Raw genomic sequence first — 21,552 nt, 5'->3', positions numbered from 1 at the left:
ACATGAATGAACTACGTGCAAGCAGAGTAGCAGAACAAATGAAGAAAGAATTAGGCGATATAATTTCCAGAAAAATCAAAGATCCTCGTGTCGGGTTTGTCACAATAACAGATGTAGAAGTGACTGGAGATTTGCAACAGGCAAAAGTATTCATTTCCGTTTTAGGTGATGAAAAGAAACGACAAGATACGTTAATTGGCCTTGCCAAAGCAAAAGGATTTATTCGTTCAGAAATTGGCAAACGAATTAGACTTCGAAAAACGCCGGAACTATCATTTGATTTCGATGATGCAATGGAACGTGGAAACCGGATTGAAGACTTGCTGCGTCAAATCAATGACACGGATACACCATAATTAATATACTCAGAAAACCCTTGTCTGTCATCAAACAAGGGTTTTCTTTCGATATTTTCCATTATACATTATATACTTAAATGGGTAATTTAGGGGGTACTTATGAACGGAATCTTGCCATTATGGAAACCTAAAGGAATGACATCACACGACTGTGTGATGAAAGTTCGTAAATTGTTGAAAACAAAAAAAGTTGGACATACAGGAACATTAGATCCTGAAGTGGAAGGAATGCTGCCGATCTGTGTTGGTGAAGCAACTAAAATTGTACCATTTTTAACTGATACTGATAAAACATATGTGGCAACTGCTACAATCGGTATTGCAACAGATACAGAAGATCAAACCGGTCAAATTATTGAGAGAAAGGATCTTGCTAATAACATTCCTGAACAAGATATCCTTGAAGTGTTATCTGCTTTTAAAGGGGAAATCGTCCAACAAGTTCCATTATATTCAGCAGTAAAAGTTAATGGAAAGAAATTATATGAATATGCTAGAAATAATGAACAGGTAGAACGGCCAAAAAGATATGTTAACATTCATCGATTAAATTTTATTGCAACAGATTTCTCAGAACACAATCTTACTCAAGAATTTTCCTTCGAAGTTACCTGTTCAAAAGGTACATATATTAGAACATTATGTGTCGACATTGCCAAAAAACTTGGATATCCTGGGCACATGTCCCATCTTATCCGAATTAAGAGCGGGCATTTTTCAACAGATGATAGTATTACTTTTGCTCAATTAGAACAATTAGATAATATCGAATTACTCCCTATTCGTACAGGAGTCTCTCATTTAGATATAATGAAAGTTGACGAGGAACAAAAAAAGAAGATAGCAAATGGACAGAAATTACCCGTTCCTAATAATTTACCAAAAACGAAGTATTTTAGAATGGAATACAATGACGATTTATTAGCGATCTATCATCTTCACGAAAATCAGCAAGAAATAAAACCTGCACGTGTTTTTGTGAAGTAATTAATGAAAGTAGGTGAAAACACATGGATATAATCCCACTAACTTATCCTCATCAATTAAGTAAAGAGAATTTGCCAGCTACAGTTGCAGCTATTGGATTTTTTGATGGCATACATAAAGGACACCAAAAAGTCATCAATCAAGCGCTGAATATTGCCCATAATACCCATAAACAGTCAGCGGTGATCACATTCGACCCTCATCCATCTGTTATATTAAAAGGAAAAATCGAAGATGTGCAATACTTAACACCTTTGGAAGAAAAAGCAGAACAGATTGAATCACTTGGGATTGACCGCTTATATATTATCAGGTTTGATCGCAAACTATCGCAACTTGCACCAGAAGATTTTTTAGCACATTTTATTATAGGTTTAAATGTTGATCATTTGGTTGCAGGCTATGATTTTACTTTTGGTTTTAAAGGTGCGGGGAACATGAATAACATTGATGAGTTACTCCCAGAACCGATTGAAGTAACAATGATTGATAAAATAAACTTTAAAGATCAGAAAATTAGTTCATCAAGAATTCGTGAATCTATCCTTGCTGGTAAGGTTGAAGAAGCAGAAACGTTACTGGGCAGACCCCTGCAGTTAACTGGTGAAGTTATTCATGGTGACAAACGAGGACGCACTATTGGGTATCCAACAGCTAATCTTATGTTAGACAAGCCATATTTCCTTCCCAAAATAGGTGTCTATGCAGTGGAAGTGGATATAGATGGTAACACGTATTTTGGAATGGCTAATTTAGGCTATAAACCAACATTTTCTGAACAGAGATTAGATCCAAAAATCGAAGTTCACATTTTTGACTTTGATCAGAATTTATATGGTCAAAAGATAAAAGTTATATGGAAACAATTTATTCGAGAAGAAGTGAAATTTGCTGGAATAGATCAGCTTATTAGCCAACTAAAACAAGATGAAATGAAAATTCGTCAATATTTTTCATAAAATAGGATAAAACACTTGCAATCTTACTAAAAAAGATGTAATCTTTAATACGGAACCATCCACTTGGCAATTCGAGTCTCCGACGATTTGCTAGGGGATTGGGGTTTCAAGCATATTAATAGGAGGTGAATAGGATGGCTATCACACAAGAACGTAAAAATGAACTTATCAACGAATACAAGACACATGAAAGTGACACTGGTTCGCCAGAGGTTCAAATTGCTGTCCTTACTGAGGAAATCAATAATTTGAATGATCACTTACGTATTCATAAAAAAGATCACCACTCACGTCGTGGTCTATTGAAAATGGTAGGGAAACGTCGTAACTTGTTAAACTACCTACGTAACAAAGATGTATCACGTTACCGTGATTTAATCAAAAAATTAGGTTTGCGTCGATAAGCTACTTGAAAAGCGGGAGTTATCCCGCTTTTTCTGTATGTAAAAAAATTGATAAAAATACGCTTTTTTGTTAATACTATAAACATATAACCAATGAATTGATAGAATTAGTTACATATGCAAGAACATCATGGTAAAATAGGTAATAGTTTATGGAAAGCTCAGTTGCTTTTTTTGAGAGGAGTAAGAATTGAAATGGCAGATGAAAAAAAAGTTTTTTCAACGGAAATAGCAGGTCAAGTTTTCCGAGTAGAAATAGGTGAACTGGCAAAACAAGCAAATGGTGCTTGTATGGTACATTATGGTGATACAGCTGTTTTGGCAACAGCCACAGCTTCAAAAGAACCAAAAGATTTACCTTTTTTCCCGCTAACAGTTAACTATGAAGAACGATTATATGCGGTAGGGAAGATTCCTGGCGGGTTTATTAAGAGAGAAGGTAGACCAAGTGAAAAAGCTATCCTAACTTCGAGATTAATTGATCGTCCGATACGTCCATTGTTCCCTGATGGCTTTAGAAATGAAGTGCAAGTAATAAGCACTGTAATGAGTGTTGATCAAAACTTGCCATCAGAAATAGCTGCAATGATTGGTTCTTCTATCGCACTCGGAATTTCCGATATTCCGTTCAGTGGTCCGATCGCAGGTGTAGTAATTGGACGAGTTGATGGTAAATTTATTGTTAATCCAACATTGGAAGAACGTGAGAAAAGTGACATTGATTTAACTGTTGCAGGGACAAAAGACGCGATTAACATGGTAGAAGCAGGTGCTGATGAAGTACCTGAAGAGGTAATGTTAGAAGCAATTATGTTTGGTCATGAAGAAATTAAACGACTTGTTGCATTCCAAGAAGAAATTATAAAAGCGGTACATGTAGAGAAAATGGATGTAAAGTTATTTGAACTTGATGAAACGATTGTTGCTGAAGTAGAAGGAAAAGCAAAGCAATCACTTATTGAGGCAATTCAAGTACAAGAAAAACATGCAAGAGAAGATGCAATCAATGAAGTGAAAGCACAAGTAATGACAAGCTATGAAGAAGCAGAAGCTGAAGCAGATATCTTAAAGCAAGTAGCCAATGTGCTAGAAAAAATTGTAAAAGAAGAAGTGCGAAGATTAATTACAAAAGAGAAGATTCGTCCAGATGGAAGAAAACCAGATGAAATCCGCCCATTAACTTCAAGAATTGGTGTATTGCCTCGGACACACGGATCGGGACTATTTACACGTGGTCAAACGCAAGCATTGAGCATCTGTACTTTAGGTGCGTTAGGTGATGTGCAAATTCTTGATGGATTAGATGCAGAAGAGTCAAAACGATTTATGCATCATTACAACTTCCCATCTTTTAGTGTTGGGGAAACCGGACCAATACGCGGACCCGGCCGTCGTGAAATTGGACATGGAGCTTTAGGTGAGCGTGCACTTGAAGTGGTTATACCAGGAGAAAAAGAATTTCCTTATACCATCCGTCTAGTATCAGAGGTGCTGGAGTCTAATGGTTCTACATCACAAGCAAGTATCTGTGCGAGTACACTAGCAATGATGGATGCAGGTGTACCAATTAAGGCACCAGTAGCCGGCATTGCAATGGGACTAGTGAAGTCCGGAGAAGATTATACGATCCTGACAGATATTCAAGGAATGGAAGACTTCTTAGGTGACATGGACTTTAAGGTTGCAGGTACAGCTAATGGGGTAACTGCATTACAAATGGATATCAAGATTGAAGGTTTATCTAGAGAAATTCTAGAAGAAGCTTTAATTCAAGCAAAAAAAGGCCGTATGCACATTCTTTCCCATATGTTAGAAATAATCAGTGAACCGAAAAACCAGCTGTCTAACTATGCTCCGAAGATTTTGACAATGGATATTAATCCAGATAAAATTCGTGATGTAATCGGACCTAGTGGTAAACAAATCAACAAAATTATTGAAGAGACAGGTGTTAAGATCGATATTGAACAAGATGGACATATCTTTATCTCATCAACAGAGAATGATATGAATCAAAAGGCGAAACAAATTATCGAAGATATTGTACGAGAAGTAGAAGTCGGTCAAATGTATCTGGGTACAGTAAAACGAATCGAGAAATTTGGTGCATTTGTTGAATTATTTAAAGGAAAAGAAGGACTTGTTCATATTTCTGAACTAGCAGAAGAACGAGTCGGAAAAGTGGAAGATGTGGTAGCGATCGGAGATCAGATTATGGTAAAAGTGAAAGAAATTGATCGCCAGGGCCGTGTCAACCTTTCAAGAAAAGCAGTACTTGCAGAACAAAAAGAAAAGCAATAAACCAAAAAGAAGCTGGAAAACCAGTTTCTTTTTTTCAAGCTCAAAGAAGTTAGAAATTATGTAGTAATGGTGAGAATTGGCAGTAAGTGATTGTTTTTTTTACAGCACAAACCATCAGTACGGAAAAAATTGCTGATAGAGTGTCACTTTTTTACTAGTTTATAACTGGACAAACCTGGTAAGTATTCTGATTAGGAGGAAGTTTCTTGATACATAGAAAAACATTAGGGAATGGACTAAGGATTGTATTGGAACCTATTACAACAGTTAGATCTGTAACGATTGGAATTTGGATTAAAACAGGTTCCCGACATGAAAATCATAATATAAATGGTATATCTCATTTTATTGAGCATATGTTGTTTAAAGGAACCAATAAGTATAGTCCAAAACAAATTGCGGAAGCTTTTGATTCAATAGGTGGAGAAATTAATGCTTTCACATCGAAAGAGTATACATGTTTGTATGCCAAAGTTTTGGATAATCACATAGATTATGCTTTAGATATTTTAACTGATATGTTACTTGACTCAACATTTGACCAAGAGGAAATAGAGCGTGAGAAAAAAGTGGTTATTGAAGAAATAAATATGACGGAAGATACTCCCGATGATATTATCCATGACTATTTAGCAGAAGTAGCGTACAAATCCCATCAATTGGCGAATCCGATACTTGGAAGTAAGAATAATATACAACTCTTAAATCAAGGCGAATTATTCCAATACTATAAAGAGAAGTATACAGCAGATAATATTGTCGTTTCGATTGCAGGTAATATTACACCAGCATATATGGAGCAATTAGGTGCACGCTTCACAGACATACCGAGTAGTAACAAGGGCGAAGATCTTGAAGAACCCAAGTTCCATACCGGTAGCCTAAAGAAATCGAAAGAAACAGAACAGGCACATGTATGTTTAGGGTTTGAAGGTATTAGTATTACAGACAAATATATTTATCCTTTCATGTTAGTAAATAATATACTTGGGGGCAGCATGAGTTCCAGATTATTTCAGGAAATCCGGGAAAAGCATGGGATGGCTTATTCCATATATTCTTATCACAGTGCTTTTATTGACACAGGTATTTTAACTATTTATGCAGGAACATCACCGAACCAGTTAGATGATGTACAACAATTAATTAATCAGATATTATATGATATAAAAAAATTCGGTATAAAGAAAAAAGAGTTCCAAAATAGCAAGGAACAGTTGAAAGGCTTATACTTATTGAGTTTGGAGAGTACAAATAGTCGAATGAGTCGCAATGCAAGAAACGAACTTTTGCTGGAAAAACACCCAACCATAGATGATGTAATTAACGACATAGACAAGATGACAATGGAACAAGTTAATCATGTTATTGAACATCTTTCATTAGATCAAGTTGCAAGCACTATTATTACATCTTAAATTACCTGGAAACGAGGTGAATAAGTTTGCGATTCCATGACTTGAGCAATAAAGAATTGATTGATTTATCTACAGGAACCCGATTGGGCCTTTTAGGTCAAACAGATCTTGAAATTGATGAGAAAACAGGCCAAATTATCAGTTTTACTATCCCGCAATATCGAATGTTCGGATTGAAAAAATCAGAAACCTATTCTAGAATTGATTGGAGACAAATTAAAAAAATTGGCGATGACATGATTATCGTTGAAACAGATAAGTAAACGAAAGAACACCTAATGGATTCATTAGGTGTTTTCATTATTGTTTAGCAGAAAAGATGAATCAATTCACTTTACGATACAGTGAACATATGATGGTTTAGATGACATATAATAGGGACTTGTGAGGTGAGAAAATGCATAAACGTAAGAAAATCGCCATCATAGGCGGTGACGCTCGCTATTTACGACTAATTCATTCATTACAACGAATAAATTGGTTGGATGTTGTATTAGTTGGCTTTGATCAAGTCGAACAAAGCTATACTGGTGTAAAACAATCTTCACTGGAAGAATTACTCCCAGAAGAATTAGATGCTATTGTACTCCCGATTACTGGCATTCATGATAATGGAAAAGTGGAGACCGTCTTTTCTAACAAAGAATGGGAAATAACAGAAGATTGGTTTAAAAGATTACCAGATCACTGTGTCATATTTACTGGAATAACCAGTAAGACATTAGACAGATGGGTGGAAAAATACAAGTATACCCTTGAAGAATTGATGGAGAGAGACGATATAGCAATATATAATTCGATACCGACAGCTGAAGGCGCGATTATGTTAGCAATACAGCATACTGACATAACAATTCATCAAGCCAATATTTTTATATACGGATTTGGCAGAGTTGGGCAAACTACAGCAAATAAGTTTGCTGGTCTTGGTGCAAAGATAACAATTATTTCAAGAAGTGAAGTGGAATTGTCGCGGGCATTTGAACAAGGGTATCGTGGTATTTTATTAAAAGATAGTCAAAAATATATAGATCAATGTGAGATCCTTGTCAATACCATCCCATCATTAGTAATAACTAAAACGGTTTTAAATAACATGGAGAGCAATAAACTAATTATTGATCTTGCTTCAAAACCTGGCGGTGTGGATTTCGATTTTGCGAAAGAGCGTGGTATCCAAACGATTCATGCACTTGGATTACCAGGATTGGTAGCACCAAAAACAGCTGGGGAAATACTTGCCAACATAATTGTAAACAGGCTGCAAGAAGAAAACTGAATTAAAATGACCCCTTCCAAATAGTGTCACAATTAATCATTCATAACATATAATGGGCATTAGCACAGAACACATGATTGACAATTTGGGAGGTTTTTAAGATGGATTTAGCAGGTAAAAAGATTGGTTTCGGTCTGACGGGGTCTCATTGTACGTATGCCGCTGTATTTCCGCAAATCGAAAGATTAATCGAGATGGGTGCAGAAGTAGTTCCTGTTGTTTCATACACTTTTCAAACAACTGATTCAAAATTCGGTAATGCTAATGATCATATGGCTAAATTAAGAGAGATTACTGGCAGAGAGCCGATAACCACAATTGTTGATGCAGAACCGCTTGGTCCTGTAGAACCGCTGGATTGTATGGTGTTAGCACCACTTACCGGTAATTCTATGAGCCGATTAGCTAATGCTATTACTGATTCTCCAGTTTTAATGGCAACCAAAGCAACGATCAGGAATGGCCATCCTGTCGTAATTGCTGTTTCAACAAATGATGCCCTAGGATTAAATGGGGTCAATTTAATGCGATTAATGGCAACTAAATTAATGTATTTCGTACCATATGGTCAGGATGATCCCATCAAAAAACCAAATTCTTTAGTCTCCGATATGACTTTAATTCCAGACACAATAAAATTCGCTCTAGAAAATCAACAAATTCAACCAGTTCTTATTGCAAGAAAGCAATAAATATGGTGAAATAATTAAAGTATGCAGTAATCTATGTTAATATAGAAGAGATAATCAAACATAAGTAATGTTACTGAGTAAAGGGAAGGGGACAACATAACAATGACAATACAAGGGTATAATGTAGCAGTAGTAGGTGCTACTGGAGCTGTAGGAGAAAAAATGCTAGAAACTTTAGAAAAAAAGAACTTTCCAATAAATGAGTTGCATTTATTATCATCGAAACGATCTGCGGGGAAAGAAATAGACTTTAAAGGAGTAACTTATACAGTTAAAGAGGCTACTCCAGAAAGTTTTGAAAATATCCAGATTGCTTTATTCTCTGCCGGCGGTTCAGTATCAAAAGCACTTGCACATGAAGCAGTCAAAAGAGGCGCAGTAGTAGTAGATAATACTAGTGCGTTTCGAATGGATCCAGATGTGCCTTTAGTAGTACCTGAAGTAAATGCTGAAGATATTGCAGAACATAATGGCATAATTGCTAATCCTAACTGTTCAACCATTCAAATGGTAGCAGCACTTAAACCAATCCAAGAGCAATTTGGATTATCACGGGTAATTGTTTCAACATACCAAGCTGTTTCGGGAGCCGGAGCAAAAGCTGTTAATGAGTTAGAATCACAAGCTCAAGCTTTTCTGGATGGTAAAGAGCTTGAACCAGAAATTATGCCTGTTAGTGGTGAGAAAAAACATTATCCAATCGCGTTTAATGCATTACCACAAATTGATGTTTTCCAAGAAAATGGATATACATTTGAAGAAATGAAAATGATCAATGAAACGAAGAAGATTATGCATGACCAAAGTATTAATGTTGCTGCAACTTGTGTAAGATTGCCATTCTTCACATCACATGCAGAAAGTGTGTATGTGGAAGTAGAAAATGACAATGTTAGTGTGGAACAAGTACAAGAAGCAATCAAAAATGCTGATGGTGTTATATTAGAAGATGATATTACAAACCAGGTTTATCCAACGCCATTATCTGCAGCAGGTAAACCCGAAGTATTTGTTGGACGCGTTCGTAAGGATTTAGACAATCGCAAAGGATTCCATTTATGGGTTGTTTCTGATAATTTACTTAAAGGTGCTGCTTGGAACTCCGTACAAATCGCGGAATCCTTAATTGAAAATAACTGGCTACAAAAATAATTGAGGTGAGCCTATGAAAGTATTGGTTCAAAAATTTGGTGGGACTTCAGTCAGGGATCAAGAAATTCGCGAGCATGCTATATCGCATGTAAAGCAGGCTTTAGATGAAGGATATAAACTGATTGTGGTAGTATCAGCAATGGGAAGATATCCAGATCCATATTCAACAGATTCATTATTACATCTTGTCGGAGAGAACATGACGAAGCTGTCGGCAAAGGAGAAGGATTTGTTACTATCTTGTGGTGAAACAATTTCTGCTGTTGTATTTTCACATGAACTTTTGCACCAAAACATTGAATCAATTGCTATCACTGGTGCTCTGGCAGGTATAATTACAACAAGTGAATTTACCAATGCCCAAATAAAATCAATGGATACACATTATATAACTTCGTTATTATATGAGTATGACGTAGTCGTTGTAGCAGGTTTCCAAGGAAGAAATGATCAATATGAAGTAACAACTATTGGCAGAGGCGGTAGTGACACCTCTGCCACTGCTTTAGCTGCTGCAATTGGGGCAGAATATATTGATATATTTACAGATGTAAATGGTATTATGACAGCAGACCCCAGACTTGTTTCATCTGCAAGGAAACTTGATCAGATAAGTTATACCGAAGTTTGCAATCTTGCATACCAAGGTGCGAAGGTCATTCACCCAAGAGCAGTCGAAATTGCAATGCAAGCCAACATACCAATTAGAGTCAGATCAACGGTTGAACAAGATCGTGGGACATTAATTACGTCTTTTGATACTGAAAAAAATAAACACACTGTGAAAGACCGGCTTGTTACTGGCATTGCCTATGTTGATCATTTAACTCAAATAAGAATTGATAATAAGATGGAATCAGAACAATTACATGTGAGTGTTTTTAAAGCAATGGCGGAAGCAGGGATCTCAGTAGATTTTATTAATATATCCCCAAGTAATGTAATGTACACGATATTTAATAAATACGAAGAAAAAGCATTAGACGTATTAAAGAAATTAAATATTGAACCAATTCTCAACCAGAATTGTTCTAAGATATCATTAGTCGGTGCTGGCATGTCCGGACTTCCTGGTGCTACTTCGACTATAGTCCAAACCCTATCCAGTCACCATATTCCGATTTTTCAATCAGCAGATAGTCACCGAACTATATGGGTACTTATAAAGAGTGAACATTTACAAACAGCAATAAATGCATTACACTTAGCTTTTCAATTAGATAGCAATAATAATAGTTAAATGATCAATTATATGATCATCAAGTTGTTCGGAAAGGAGCTGGTTGTAACATGGATTTTGGCCGATTGCTTACAGCCATGGTTACACCGTTTGATCAAGATAATCGAATGGATTTAGAGAAAACAACAGAGTTAATTGAATACTTACTTAAGAACGGTACAGATGGACTGATAGTTGCGGGAACAACTGGAGAATCTCCAAACCTGTCCTTACAAGAGAAATTGGCACTGTTTGAACATGTGTTAAAAGTTGTCAATAAGAGGGTTCCAGTTATTGCAGGTACTGGCAGTAATAATACAAATGCATCAATTCAGTTAACAAAGGAAGCAGAAAAACTTGGTGTTGATGCAGTTTTACTTGTTACACCATACTATAATAAGCCGAATCAGGATGGACTGTTCCATCATTATAAAGCAATTGCGGCAGAGACGAAATTGCCAATTATGTTGTACAATATTCCATCAAGGGCAGTTGTTAAGCTTAACGTAGAGACAGTTGTCGCATTATCACAAATAGAAAATATTGTTTCATTAAAAGACTCAACAGGTGATTTAGATGCAATTGCTTCAATTTTGGATCAAACAGATAATGGCTTTACCGTATACAGTGGGGATGATAGCTTAACATTACCTATTCAATCAATCGGCGGATCTGGCGTTGTTTCTGTATCCTCCCACATTATTGGCACAGAAATGAAGGAAATGATGACACTGTTTGAAGCAGGGAAAGTTAGAGAAGCAGCTAAACTGCATCGTAAATTGCTACCAGTTATGAGAACATTGTTTATGGCCCCATCTCCATCACCAGTTAAATCTGCACTGAAGTATAAACAAATCGATGTAGGTTCAGTAAGGCTGCCATTAGTACCATTATCACCATTTGAGGAGCAAAATGTATATCGTGTATTAGACAATTTTAAATAATATTCATGTGTATGAAACAACTCCCCTTGACCATACTAGGAATAGTGAGGTGAAAGGGGTTTTTATTATGAATTCAAATAAGCAAGAACCAAAAGAAAAAGATGGGTCAACCTCTTCTTCTTTAGTAGAGAAAATCCAGCAATTGGGTCAATCGAACATTCCTCAAGCACCAGATTCTAATATTCATGTACTGACAATTATTGGGCAAGTAGAAGGCCATATTCAGTTACCACCACAAAATAAGACAACCAAATACGAACATTTAATCCCACAGATAATTGCTGTTGAACAAAATCCGAAAATTGAAGGGTTAGTTGTTGTCCTTAATACAGTTGGTGGCGATGTAGAAGCAGGGTTAGCATTGTCGGAGATGATTGCATCATTGTCAAAGCCGACTGTATCCATCGTGTTAGGTGGAGGACATTCGATTGGAGTACCAATTGCAGTTGCAACGGATTATTCCTTTATTGCACCGTCAGCAACAATGACAATTCATCCAGTGAGGTTAACAGGTTTAGTTATAGGTGTGCCACAGACATTTGAATATATTGATAAAATGCAGGAAAGAGTAATCCAATTTGTGACAAGCCATTCGAATATTAAAGAGTCAAAATTTAAAGAGCTGATGTTTGAAAAAGGTAACCTCACCAGAGATATTGGAACAAATGTTGTTGGACAGGACGCAGTAGAATATGGGTTGATTAATGAAGTTGGCGGAATTAGCGGGGCAATGGCAAAATTGAACGAATTAATCGGCCATTCAAAAGGGCCTGAGGAGCTGATTCAATAATGATGTATACACCATTAACAAATGAAGAGTTATTTCCTGAAAGCCAAAATGTGTGGGAAAACTATCAACATGTTACCTATAACAATAAACAATGTGTCATACAAAGGTTAGATAACGGTGACTGGAGAATTTCTCAATTACTTTCAACTAACCCAAATGATTTTCTGTTAGATGAATATCTGCCTGGTACTGTAATCCGCCTGTAAATATTCATAAAATTTTAAAATAGAATGTTCGTTCTATTCTTGTCGGTATGTTATAATTTATTAGATCTAAAGTCAGAAGCTCTCGCCATTTTAACTATGGCGATGAGCACATTTTTTTCTTTTTAAGGATTTCTTTTAAGTATCTAAAAGAAATCATCCATCTATTTATAGATTATTACAATTGTTCTATTAAGCTAGTATTAGGGGTGATTGAATTGGCACGCAAGAAAAAATCGAGGAAAAAGCAGAAACTAAAGAATACTATAAAAATTGAACTAACAGGCATACTATTAATCTTTTTGGCTATCTTTGGAAGTGGTGCAACAATCATTCAAAATGGTGCCATATCTAAATTATTATCGAATTCTTTTCGGTTTTTCTTAGGAATTTGGTACTTTGTTATTGCAGCAATGTTACTGTTTGTCGGTATATATCTGATGATTAAGCGTTCTTGGCCAAATATTACGACAAGGCGCTGGTACAGTACATACATTATATTAGCAGGGATATTGTTAATGACCCATATCCAATTATTTGAGCAGCTATATTCCTCACCAGCTGATTATCCTTCTATCATAAATAAAACCTTTACTGCATTTTTTGATTATACAAGTGGAGAAATACCAGCATATTATCTCGGCGGAGGGCTCTTTGGCAGTATACTGTTTGCCGTCTCCTTCTTTTTATTCTCAAATAGTGGCGCAAAAATTGTTGCATTCTTTCTGATTATTATCGGAATCATCTTATTTATTAATCTTTCAATCGGTGAGTTGATTATTAATATATCAAAAAAAACACGTAATTATAGTTCTGGCAAATGGGAAGAATGGAAAAAAAATAAAGAACAAAAGAAAATGAAAAAAGTGGAAAAGCCAGAATTACTGGAAGCTGAGGAAGAAAGTGATCTGGAAACATATCCATCCATTGCTTATGCAACACACCCTGAGACAGAAGAGAATCCAAATGAAGAAATCTCTTATGTAATGACAAAGCAAGAGGATGAATCTGTGTCCAGGGATGTTGCTGGATCAAAAGTTGATCATAATTCGGAAGAAGAACCAATAGCTGATAAGCCATTATCTGTAGCTAACTTTGAGAATATAGATTACCAATTACCGCCAATTCAAATACTTGAAGCACCGAAACATCAAGGAAAGCAGCAAGAGAAGTCCTATATTCAAAGAGTTGTAAGAAAACTTGAGAAAACATTCCAAAGCTTTGGCGTTAAAGCTAGAGTAACGAAAGTTCATGTAGGGCCATCAGTAACAAAATATGAAGTATACCCTGAAGCAGGTGTCAAAGTGAGCAAAATTGTCAACTTACACGATGATCTAGCTTTAGCATTAGCTGCGAAAGATATTAGGATAGAAGCGCCAATACCTGGTAAATCGGCGGTTGGTATTGAGGTACCAAATGAAGAAACAGCAATGGTTACATTAAGGGAAGTATTAGAATCTAAAAAGCAATTATCACAGAATAAACTGGCATTTGCACTAGGTAAAGATATATCTGGTGAAGCAGTTGTTGCAGAATTAAATAAAATGCCACACCTCCTGGTTGCTGGTGCGACAGGAAGCGGGAAAAGTGTTTGTATTAATGGAATTATAACAAGCATCCTCATGTATGCTAAGCCACATGAAGTTAAGATGATGATGATTGATCCAAAAAAGGTGGAACTAAATATTTATAATGGTATTCCACATTTATTATCTCCTGTTGTAACAGATCCGAAAAAAGCTTCTAGAGCATTGAAGAAGATAGTGGCAGAGATGGAAAGGAGATATGATTTATTTTCTGATACAGGCACCAGAAATATGGAAGGATATAATGAATACATTTCAAGGGTCAACAAAGAAAATGAAGATCAGCAGCCCCAACTTCCGTACATTGTTGTTATTGTAGATGAATTAGCAGATTTAATGATGGTTGCCTCTAATGATGTGGAGGATGCAATCACCCGATTGGCTCAAATGGCACGGGCTGCCGGAATTCATCTGGTTATCGCTACACAACGGCCATCTGTTGATGTTATTACAGGTGTGATTAAAGCAAATATACCATCAAGAATAGCATTTAGCGTTTCTTCACAAACTGATTCTAGAACTATTTTAGATTCAGGCGGTGCGGAGAAGTTATTAGGAAGAGGGGACATGCTGTTTATCCCTGTTGGTTTGTCGAAGCCCTTAAGAATCCAAGGAGCATTTTTGTCGGATGATGAAGTAGAGCGAGTCGTTGATCATTGTATTGAACAACAGAAAGCCCAATATCAGGAAGATATGATACCAGAAGAAGAAAATGAAGTAACAGAAGAAGTGGATGATGAGCTATACCCTGAAGCAGTAGCACTTGTTATTGAAATGCAAAGTGCAAGTGTATCGATGTTGCAAAGAAGGTTTCGTGTCGGGTACACTCGGGCAGCTAGGTTAATTGATGCAATGGAACAAAGGGGAATAGTTGGTCCATATGAAGGATCCAAACCCCGAACAGTCTTACAGACCGATTCTGAAAATCACCAGACAACGATGGATTAATTCTATTTATTAAGAATCATTTCTTTTTAACTAATTTTTTCTTTATTAATCCAATTATAAATGTTATATTTGTTTGTAATAATAAATTTTATATGGATGTGAAATGGTTGGGGGAAGCTATGCTATCTAATACAAATAATGGATCATCTACTTTTGTTTTGAATCAGATTAAATCATTAATAGAAGAAGGCCATTACAAAGAAAAAGAAAAATTACCTACAGAATATGAACTGGCTCAGAGATTTGGTGTTACGAGAAAAACTGTTCAAGAGGCGATAACAATTTTAGAACGGGAAAATATTATAATTCGTCGACCGGGAGTAGGAATGTTCGTTCATGCGAAACCAATTTTATCATCAGGTATTGAACAACTTGGCAGTGTAACTGAAATGATTAGACAGTCTGGAAAAAAGCCAGGGGTTCAATATATTTCAGCAGAGTTAACGGAACCTACAGATGAAGACAGAAAGCGATTTGATCCATTAGAAATTGATACATTTGCACAATTAGAACGGTTAAGAACTGCTGATGGGGAACCAGTGGTTTACTGTATTGATAGAGTTGATCATCGTTTATTACCATTAGAGTTAATTCATTCACAGGAGTCAATTTTTGCTGCAATAAAGGCATATGCAAAAAAAGATATAGACTATGCAGTTGCCCATATCGAACCTATTGGCTACCATGAAAGAATTTCCCCATTACTACATTGTGAACCAGATCAAGCGTTATTATTATTAAGGCAAATGCATTACACGAAAGACAACGAGCCGGTACTGTACTCAGCCAACTTCTTCCGTGCAGACGTATTCAGCTTCTATGTGTTAAGAAAAAGAATGTAAGATTTAAAAGACCTGGTCAAATGTCCTGAACCCTAAAAGTAAAACTTAATTGATAAGCAGCTAATTGGCTGGTATGAAGTCGGTATTTAACCGGACATGCCAGTCAATTTTGTTTTTATCCGATCATTCCTGTAGTAAAAAATATAATTTGCAACTGCTTGCTCAAGCTCTTCAAATGAGCGATATAATTATATGGAAAGCTTGTATATTGCTTAAATCTCCTTTATCATATTTAAACATAAAAAAACACCGCGAAAGTTCGATTGTTTCGTCTAACTTTCGGGGCGTACATCCACAGGTTATATATATTTTAACAACTTTCATCATTTAGTTGATTATGGCTATACTGCCTTGTCATTTATTGTTGCTTATTATGAGATGTAATTATCGCTTAAGCATAATATAAATGATAAGATGATACAATATAGATAAGTTACTTTAACAGAACAAATAAAAAGGAGCATGGTAATGGAAAAGTTTATTCAAAAACAAGGTTATGATCTACATTTGTTACATACGAAAAAGTATAAGACAATAAATATATCGTTTAAATTTACGACCAACTTAAACAGAGATATAGTGACACAGCGTGCCCTATTACCATATGTCTTACAACAAGGTACAGCCAATTATCCGACAGCAACAAAGCTAAGACAAAAACTAGATGAATTATTTGGGGCCATTTTGCATATCGACAGCAGTAAAAAAGGGGAAAAAAGTATTACTACGATCCGGTTAGAGTTGGCCAATGAACGCTACCTGTCTAATCAAACGTCATTATTAGAAGATGGACTGAAATTATTGCACGAGGTGATCTACTCACCTAAGATGGAAGATAATGGGTTTGATCCGAAAATACTTGAACGAGAAAAGAAAACATTAAAAAACAAGATGGATGCATTGAAAGAAGATAAAATGAGTCTGGCGAATACACGATTAATTGAAGAAATGTGTGCTGATGAACCATATCACTTAAGAGTACATGGTTATGAGGAAGATTTGGCTTCGATTACCCCAGGTCAACTTTATGAGTATTATCAGCAATTGTTACAACAAGACCATTTAGATATTTTTGTTGTTGGAGACATAGAAAATTTAGAAATGGAGAACAAAATAGATAGCATTGTTTCCCGTAGTGAACAAGCTGAAATGGGTAAAACGCAATTAATTTCTAAGGAAAGACAGGCAAACACACTTATCGAGAAAGATAAAATCCAACAAGCGAAATTACATTTTGGTTATCGCACAAATATTTCTTATGATGATCAGGATTACGCTGCCTTACATGTCTTTAACGGATTATTCGGCGGTTTCCCTAGTTCGAAATTATTTATGAATGTAAGAGAAAAGCATAGTCTCGCTTATTATGCTGCATCAAGAATTGAGAGCCACAAAGGTTTGTTGTTTGTATTTAGCGGTATTGCACCTGAGCAATATGAGAAGGCCAGAGAAATTATTATAGATCAAATGGACCAGATGGTAAAAGGTGACTTTACCGATCAACAAATTGCTGAAACGAAAGAAATGACAATTAACCAGTTAAAGGAAACATTAGATAATCCTCAAGGGATGATTGAATTGCATTACCAAAGAGTTTTAGCTAAATCATCGAAATTACCTGAGCAGTTAATTGAAGACGTAAAGCAGGTGACGAAAGAGGATATTATAAAAGTCGCCCAAAAAATACAGCTAGATATGATCTATTTATTAACAAGTGAGGGGGTTTAGAAATGAAAGAACTATATTATGAACAAATTGACGAAAAAATTTATACGGAAACACTTTCCAATGGATTGCGTGTGTTTATCTTGCCAAAGCAGGAAATGGCGAAGACCTTCGCGATTTTCACAACCAATTACGGTTCCATTGATCAAAGTTTTGTCCCATTAGGCAATGAAGAGTTTATTACTGTACCAGATGGTATTGCCCATTTTCTAGAACATAAATTATTTGAGAAAGAGGACCGCGATGTTTTCCATGATTTTTCTAAACTGGGTGCATCAGCTAACGCATTTACTTCTTTTACTAAAACAGCTTATTTGTTTTCGGCAACATCTCGAATTATGGAGAATTTAAAGGTTTTAATTGATTTTGTTCAAGAACCGTATTTCTCTGAGCAATCTGTTGAGAAAGAAAAAGGAATTATTGGGCAAGAAATTAACATGTATGATGACCAGCCAGATTGGCGCGCTTTTTTTGGTACCATAAAAAGTATGTATAAGCATCACCCTGTCCATATTGATATTGCGGGAACGGTCGAATCGATCAGTGATATTACGAAGGATGACTTGTATACATGTTATCATACATTCTATCACCCGAGTAACATGGTGTTATTTGTTGCTGGTAATGTTAGCGTTGAAGAAACGATGCATATGATTAAAGAAAATCAAGCTGCTAAAACATTTGAACAGCCTGAACCAATTACACGGAAGTTTCCTGATGAGCCGGCAGAGGTTGCCCAAAAACAGTTAAATGTGACAATGCCAGTCAATGTACCGAAAGCATTAGTCGGGGTTAAGGAAAAAGATATTCCTTCAGATCCCAAATCATTTATGGAAAAAGAATGGTTAATGGATATTGTAATGGATGCATTGTTTTCCAGGAGTGGGAGCAGCTATGAGAAACTGTACGAAGAAGGATTAATTGATCAATCATTTAGTAGTGAAACACACTTAGAAAAAGATTTCGGATTTTCGATTATTGGGGGAAATACAAGCGAGCCTGAGAAGTTAGCACAATCGATAAAGGCAGAATTACTTGATCTAAATGATCAGAAATTGGATCAACATACTTTTGAACGAATAAAACGTAAGAAGCTGGGCCATTTATTAAGAGCATTGAATTCATTAGAATTTATCGCTAATCAATATACGCATTATCAATTATTAGGAATTGATCTATTTGAAAGCATTCAATGGTTAGAGGCATTAAGCTATGAAGATTTACAGAAATTCCTTTCCTCCTGGATTGATGAAGATAGAATTTCATTTTGCTTTGTCCGGAATGAAGAATAGAACAGGTGATTAACTTTGGGGAACAGATGTTTAATTGTTGGTGCTAGTGGAGAGATTGGTACAGCAATAGCGAAAAAATTAGCAGAAGATGGCTATAATTTAATCTTGCATTACAATACAAACGAACAAGCGATAGAACAATTAGTCCAAGGAATAGATCCCCAGCAATTGGATGGATTAATTCGTGCAGATTTAAGCAAGCCTAAAGGATTAAAAAGTTTTTTATCGCAATTACATCAGGACATCGATAAAGTTGTATTTGCAAGTGGCAGTTCTGTTTATGGTTTAATACAAGATCTTAGCGGTGAAGTCATGGACAGTCTCTTGCACTTACATGTTAAAGCGGTATGGCAGCTGACGCAATATGTACTCCCATCGATGATCTCCAAGAAAACAGGGCATATTGTTTTAATTACATCGATTTGGGGAGAAATTGGTGCAAGTTGCGAAGTGGCTTATTCTACTGTTAAAGGTGCACAAAATACATTCATCAAAGCATTATCAAAAGAAGTGGGACCAAGTGGAATTTATGTTAACGGGGTTAGCCCTGGATTTATAGAGACGAAAATGAATGACCATTTAAGTGTAACGGAAAAAATAAATCTTGTTTCAGAAATTCCTTTGCAAAAAAGTGGCCATCCGGCAGATGTTGCGGAAGCTGTCGCCTTTTTACTAAGTAAAAAGGCGAAATATATAACTGGAGAGATTCTGCGTGTGAATGGTGGATGGAGTTAGCTGTCCATATCCTTCCTTATTTTAGGACGCATATTTTTTATCAAATGACGGAAAATATAGATGTATCTAAAAAAGGAGGTATGAACATGTCTGTGATTGATAATTTTGAATCATGGAAAGACTTTTTAGGCGACCGTTTACACGAAGCTCAAGGGAATGGTATCAGTAATAACGCTATATCTGAATTAGCGTATGACATTGGTAATTATTTATCTACACAAGTCCAGGCAAAGAATGATCAAGAACGAGTTCTTCGTGACCTGTGGAACGCTGCTGATGAGAATGAGCAAAAAGCTATTGCCAATATTATGGTGAAACTTGTTCAAAATGAAGGTTCGAAGTAGTTTGATTTAAAAGTATATAAGCCCTAGATTGCATAACTTGTTGATTGTGCAGTTAGGGCTTTTTCTATATCTTACATATGGGCATTAATTTTTAGTTTTATTTAATTTATCGTGGGATTTCTCTTTTCATGATGGGCAATTTAAGATATGATTGTCATATGTGATAATTTAACAATATATTCTTATTATTAAAAACATAAGCTTTCTGCCTTTGAACAGCAGGTTAAGCAAAGATGAACTAGATGGAATATATTTGGCTTAAGCCAGAATTATTTGTTGATGTTAATTATGTGAAACGAATAATAAATTTATAGAAGGTTTATTTCAAAAATAACTTAATTGATTATATAGGGATTAGATGATATTAAGTATATATAACTTTTAAAAATTTTAGATAATAGATTGATGGATGGTGTTATTAATGGGAATTGGAGAAAGGTTGAAACAAGAGCGTGAAGCGAAAAATTTAACATTAAATGATATTCAAAAGCAAACAAAAATTCAAACACGCTATCTAAATGCAATTGAGGAAGAGAAATTTGAAGTAATGCCAGGGTCGTTCTATGTTCGTGCATTTATAAAAGAATATGCGACTGTTCTTGAATTAGATCCTGAAGCGCTAATGACCGAATATGAGAGTGACTTACCATTTGATAAGGAGGAAAAAGTTGTTCTATCACGGGTAAACAGCAGTAAGAAAAATAAGGCAGTAACAAAAACCCCTGTCGTATTCTCATTCCTGCCCTCGGTTATTGTCGTATTACTTGTAATTGGTATTATTGTCATTGTCTGGTTATTCAGGCAAGGAGCTTTTGATGGGAATGATCCCAATACTTCAGACCAATTAACTGAACAAACGGATGAAAGTCCCGGAAGTGAGGTTCGAATGCCACCAGACAATGGGGGAGATGAGCAAACGAATGATGATCCTGATGGAACTAGTGAAGACAGTGACACCCAGCAAGAAACTGAAACTGAAACCTCCATTACTTTAGACAGTTTCGCAGACAATGATTTGAACTATACGCTCGAAACAAATGAGGAACAACTAACGTTGGTATTAGAAACAACAGGACAAAACTGGATAGATCTTCAAAACGAGAATGGAGAAAGCTTTGTTTATGAAACGTTAACTGCGAATAATAGTCCGATAGAGGTAGATATATCGGATTTTAAACAAGTATATGTGAAGTTTGGTGAACCATTATCGGTTAGCTTTAGTGTAAATGGAACTCCAATTGAATTACCTGCAGAACTAAGTGATAGTACAATTCCTCAGGAAATGTGGATTAATATTGTCAAATAAGGTGTCATCAGCCCTCTTTGTTTGGAAATAAAGAGGGTGTTTTTATACTATAGAATCGACTATAATA

At 35.8% G+C, this 21,552-nt stretch carries 21 protein-coding genes and 1 pseudogene; 21 read left to right on the top strand and 1 reads right to left on the bottom strand.

What is annotated here, in order from left to right:
• Window positions 1-2: 2 nt before the first annotated feature.
• The 16 genes from rbfA to ACFOY7_RS15750 all read left to right on the top strand — a co-directional run bounded on the left by rbfA (window position 3) and on the right by ACFOY7_RS15750 (window position 16,083).
• A complete protein-coding gene (gene rbfA, locus ACFOY7_RS15825; RefSeq protein WP_390253291.1) occupies window positions 3-356 on the top strand; it encodes a 30S ribosome-binding factor RbfA in 354 nt (117 codons plus the stop codon).
• A gap of 102 nt (window positions 357-458) precedes the next feature.
• The gene (truB, locus tag ACFOY7_RS15820) at window positions 459-1,346 is read left to right on the top strand and encodes a tRNA pseudouridine(55) synthase TruB (RefSeq protein WP_390253289.1); all 888 of its coding nucleotides are present in this window, start codon (window positions 459-461) and stop codon (window positions 1,344-1,346) included.
• Between the two features lie 23 nt (window positions 1,347-1,369).
• Window positions 1,370-2,305 carry a riboflavin biosynthesis protein RibF gene (gene ribF, locus ACFOY7_RS15815; protein WP_390253287.1) on the top strand — a complete coding sequence of 312 codons (936 nt, stop codon included), beginning with the start codon at window positions 1,370-1,372 and terminating at the stop codon, window positions 2,303-2,305.
• A 134-nt stretch (window positions 2,306-2,439) separates the two neighbouring features.
• Window positions 2,440-2,709, top strand: a complete 270-nt coding sequence (gene rpsO / locus ACFOY7_RS15810; RefSeq protein WP_390253285.1) for a 30S ribosomal protein S15 — start codon at window positions 2,440-2,442, stop codon at window positions 2,707-2,709.
• A gap of 195 nt (window positions 2,710-2,904) precedes the next feature.
• Entirely contained in the window at window positions 2,905-5,010 is a 2,106-nt protein-coding gene (gene pnp, locus ACFOY7_RS15805; protein ID WP_390253283.1) for a polyribonucleotide nucleotidyltransferase, read from the top strand.
• 206 nt (window positions 5,011-5,216) lie between these two features.
• Entirely contained in the window at window positions 5,217-6,428 is a 1,212-nt protein-coding gene (locus ACFOY7_RS15800) for a M16 family metallopeptidase (protein WP_390253281.1), read from the top strand.
• Between the two features lie 26 nt (window positions 6,429-6,454).
• Window positions 6,455-6,691 carry a YlmC/YmxH family sporulation protein gene (locus ACFOY7_RS15795; RefSeq protein WP_390253279.1) on the top strand — a complete coding sequence of 79 codons (237 nt, stop codon included), beginning with the start codon at window positions 6,455-6,457 and terminating at the stop codon, window positions 6,689-6,691.
• Between the two features lie 134 nt (window positions 6,692-6,825).
• A complete protein-coding gene (dpaA, locus tag ACFOY7_RS15790) occupies window positions 6,826-7,707 on the top strand; it encodes a dipicolinic acid synthetase subunit A (protein WP_390253278.1) in 882 nt (293 codons plus the stop codon).
• A gap of 101 nt (window positions 7,708-7,808) precedes the next feature.
• Window positions 7,809-8,399, top strand: a complete 591-nt coding sequence (locus tag ACFOY7_RS15785) for a dipicolinate synthase subunit B (protein WP_390253276.1) — start codon at window positions 7,809-7,811, stop codon at window positions 8,397-8,399.
• A gap of 102 nt (window positions 8,400-8,501) precedes the next feature.
• Window positions 8,502-9,551 (top strand): aspartate-semialdehyde dehydrogenase, encoded by a 1,050-nt coding sequence (asd, locus tag ACFOY7_RS15780; protein WP_390253274.1) that lies wholly within the window; start codon window positions 8,502-8,504, stop codon window positions 9,549-9,551.
• A 13-nt stretch (window positions 9,552-9,564) separates the two neighbouring features.
• The gene (dapG, locus tag ACFOY7_RS15775; RefSeq protein ID WP_390253272.1) at window positions 9,565-10,791 is read left to right on the top strand and encodes an aspartate kinase; all 1,227 of its coding nucleotides are present in this window, start codon (window positions 9,565-9,567) and stop codon (window positions 10,789-10,791) included.
• A 50-nt stretch (window positions 10,792-10,841) separates the two neighbouring features.
• Complete coding sequence (gene dapA / locus ACFOY7_RS15770; protein ID WP_390253270.1) at window positions 10,842-11,714, top strand: 4-hydroxy-tetrahydrodipicolinate synthase; 873 nt, start codon at window positions 10,842-10,844, stop codon at window positions 11,712-11,714.
• A gap of 67 nt (window positions 11,715-11,781) precedes the next feature.
• Window positions 11,782-12,504, top strand: coding sequence for a ClpP family protease (locus ACFOY7_RS15765; RefSeq protein ID WP_390253268.1), 723 nt, complete (start codon window positions 11,782-11,784; stop codon window positions 12,502-12,504).
• On the top strand, window positions 12,504-12,710 hold the full coding sequence (locus tag ACFOY7_RS15760) for a YlzJ-like family protein (RefSeq protein WP_390253266.1): 207 nt from the start codon (window positions 12,504-12,506) through the stop codon (window positions 12,708-12,710). Before ACFOY7_RS15765 ends, ACFOY7_RS15760 begins: the two co-directional genes overlap by 1 nt.
• A gap of 215 nt (window positions 12,711-12,925) precedes the next feature.
• Window positions 12,926-15,241, top strand: a complete 2,316-nt coding sequence (locus tag ACFOY7_RS15755) for a DNA translocase FtsK (protein WP_390253264.1) — start codon at window positions 12,926-12,928, stop codon at window positions 15,239-15,241.
• A 119-nt stretch (window positions 15,242-15,360) separates the two neighbouring features.
• On the top strand, window positions 15,361-16,083 hold the full coding sequence (locus ACFOY7_RS15750; protein ID WP_390253262.1) for a GntR family transcriptional regulator: 723 nt from the start codon (window positions 15,361-15,363) through the stop codon (window positions 16,081-16,083).
• 86 nt (window positions 16,084-16,169) lie between these two features.
• Here ACFOY7_RS15750 and ACFOY7_RS15745 read toward each other — a convergent pair.
• Window positions 16,170-16,268 (bottom strand): annotated as a pseudogene (locus tag ACFOY7_RS15745) (IS3 family transposase); the annotation flags it as partial.
• Window positions 16,269-16,551: 283 nt separating this feature from the next.
• Between ACFOY7_RS15745 and yfmF the strand changes: the two are divergent.
• From yfmF to ACFOY7_RS15720, 5 genes are all read left to right on the top strand, one after another.
• The gene (gene yfmF / locus ACFOY7_RS15740; protein WP_390253260.1) at window positions 16,552-17,811 is read left to right on the top strand and encodes an EF-P 5-aminopentanol modification-associated protein YfmF; all 1,260 of its coding nucleotides are present in this window, start codon (window positions 16,552-16,554) and stop codon (window positions 17,809-17,811) included.
• 2 nt (window positions 17,812-17,813) lie between these two features.
• Window positions 17,814-19,100, top strand: a complete 1,287-nt coding sequence (gene yfmH, locus ACFOY7_RS15735) for an EF-P 5-aminopentanol modification-associated protein YfmH (RefSeq protein WP_390253258.1) — start codon at window positions 17,814-17,816, stop codon at window positions 19,098-19,100.
• A gap of 15 nt (window positions 19,101-19,115) precedes the next feature.
• Window positions 19,116-19,835 (top strand): elongation factor P 5-aminopentanone reductase, encoded by a 720-nt coding sequence (ymfI, locus tag ACFOY7_RS15730; RefSeq protein WP_390253256.1) that lies wholly within the window; start codon window positions 19,116-19,118, stop codon window positions 19,833-19,835.
• A gap of 86 nt (window positions 19,836-19,921) precedes the next feature.
• Window positions 19,922-20,179 carry a DUF3243 domain-containing protein gene (locus tag ACFOY7_RS15725; protein ID WP_390253254.1) on the top strand — a complete coding sequence of 86 codons (258 nt, stop codon included), beginning with the start codon at window positions 19,922-19,924 and terminating at the stop codon, window positions 20,177-20,179.
• 421 nt (window positions 20,180-20,600) lie between these two features.
• The gene (locus ACFOY7_RS15720) at window positions 20,601-21,485 is read left to right on the top strand and encodes a helix-turn-helix domain-containing protein (protein ID WP_390253253.1); all 885 of its coding nucleotides are present in this window, start codon (window positions 20,601-20,603) and stop codon (window positions 21,483-21,485) included.
• The last annotated feature ends 67 nt before the right edge of the window (window positions 21,486-21,552 follow it).

This window comes from Gracilibacillus xinjiangensis (genome assembly GCF_042651765.1).
In the GTDB taxonomy this organism is placed as follows: Bacteria; Bacillota; Bacilli; order Bacillales; family Amphibacillaceae; genus Gracilibacillus; species Gracilibacillus xinjiangensis.
Note: the sequence above shows the minus strand (reverse complement) of the source record. Positions and strands in the feature narration are given on the sequence as shown.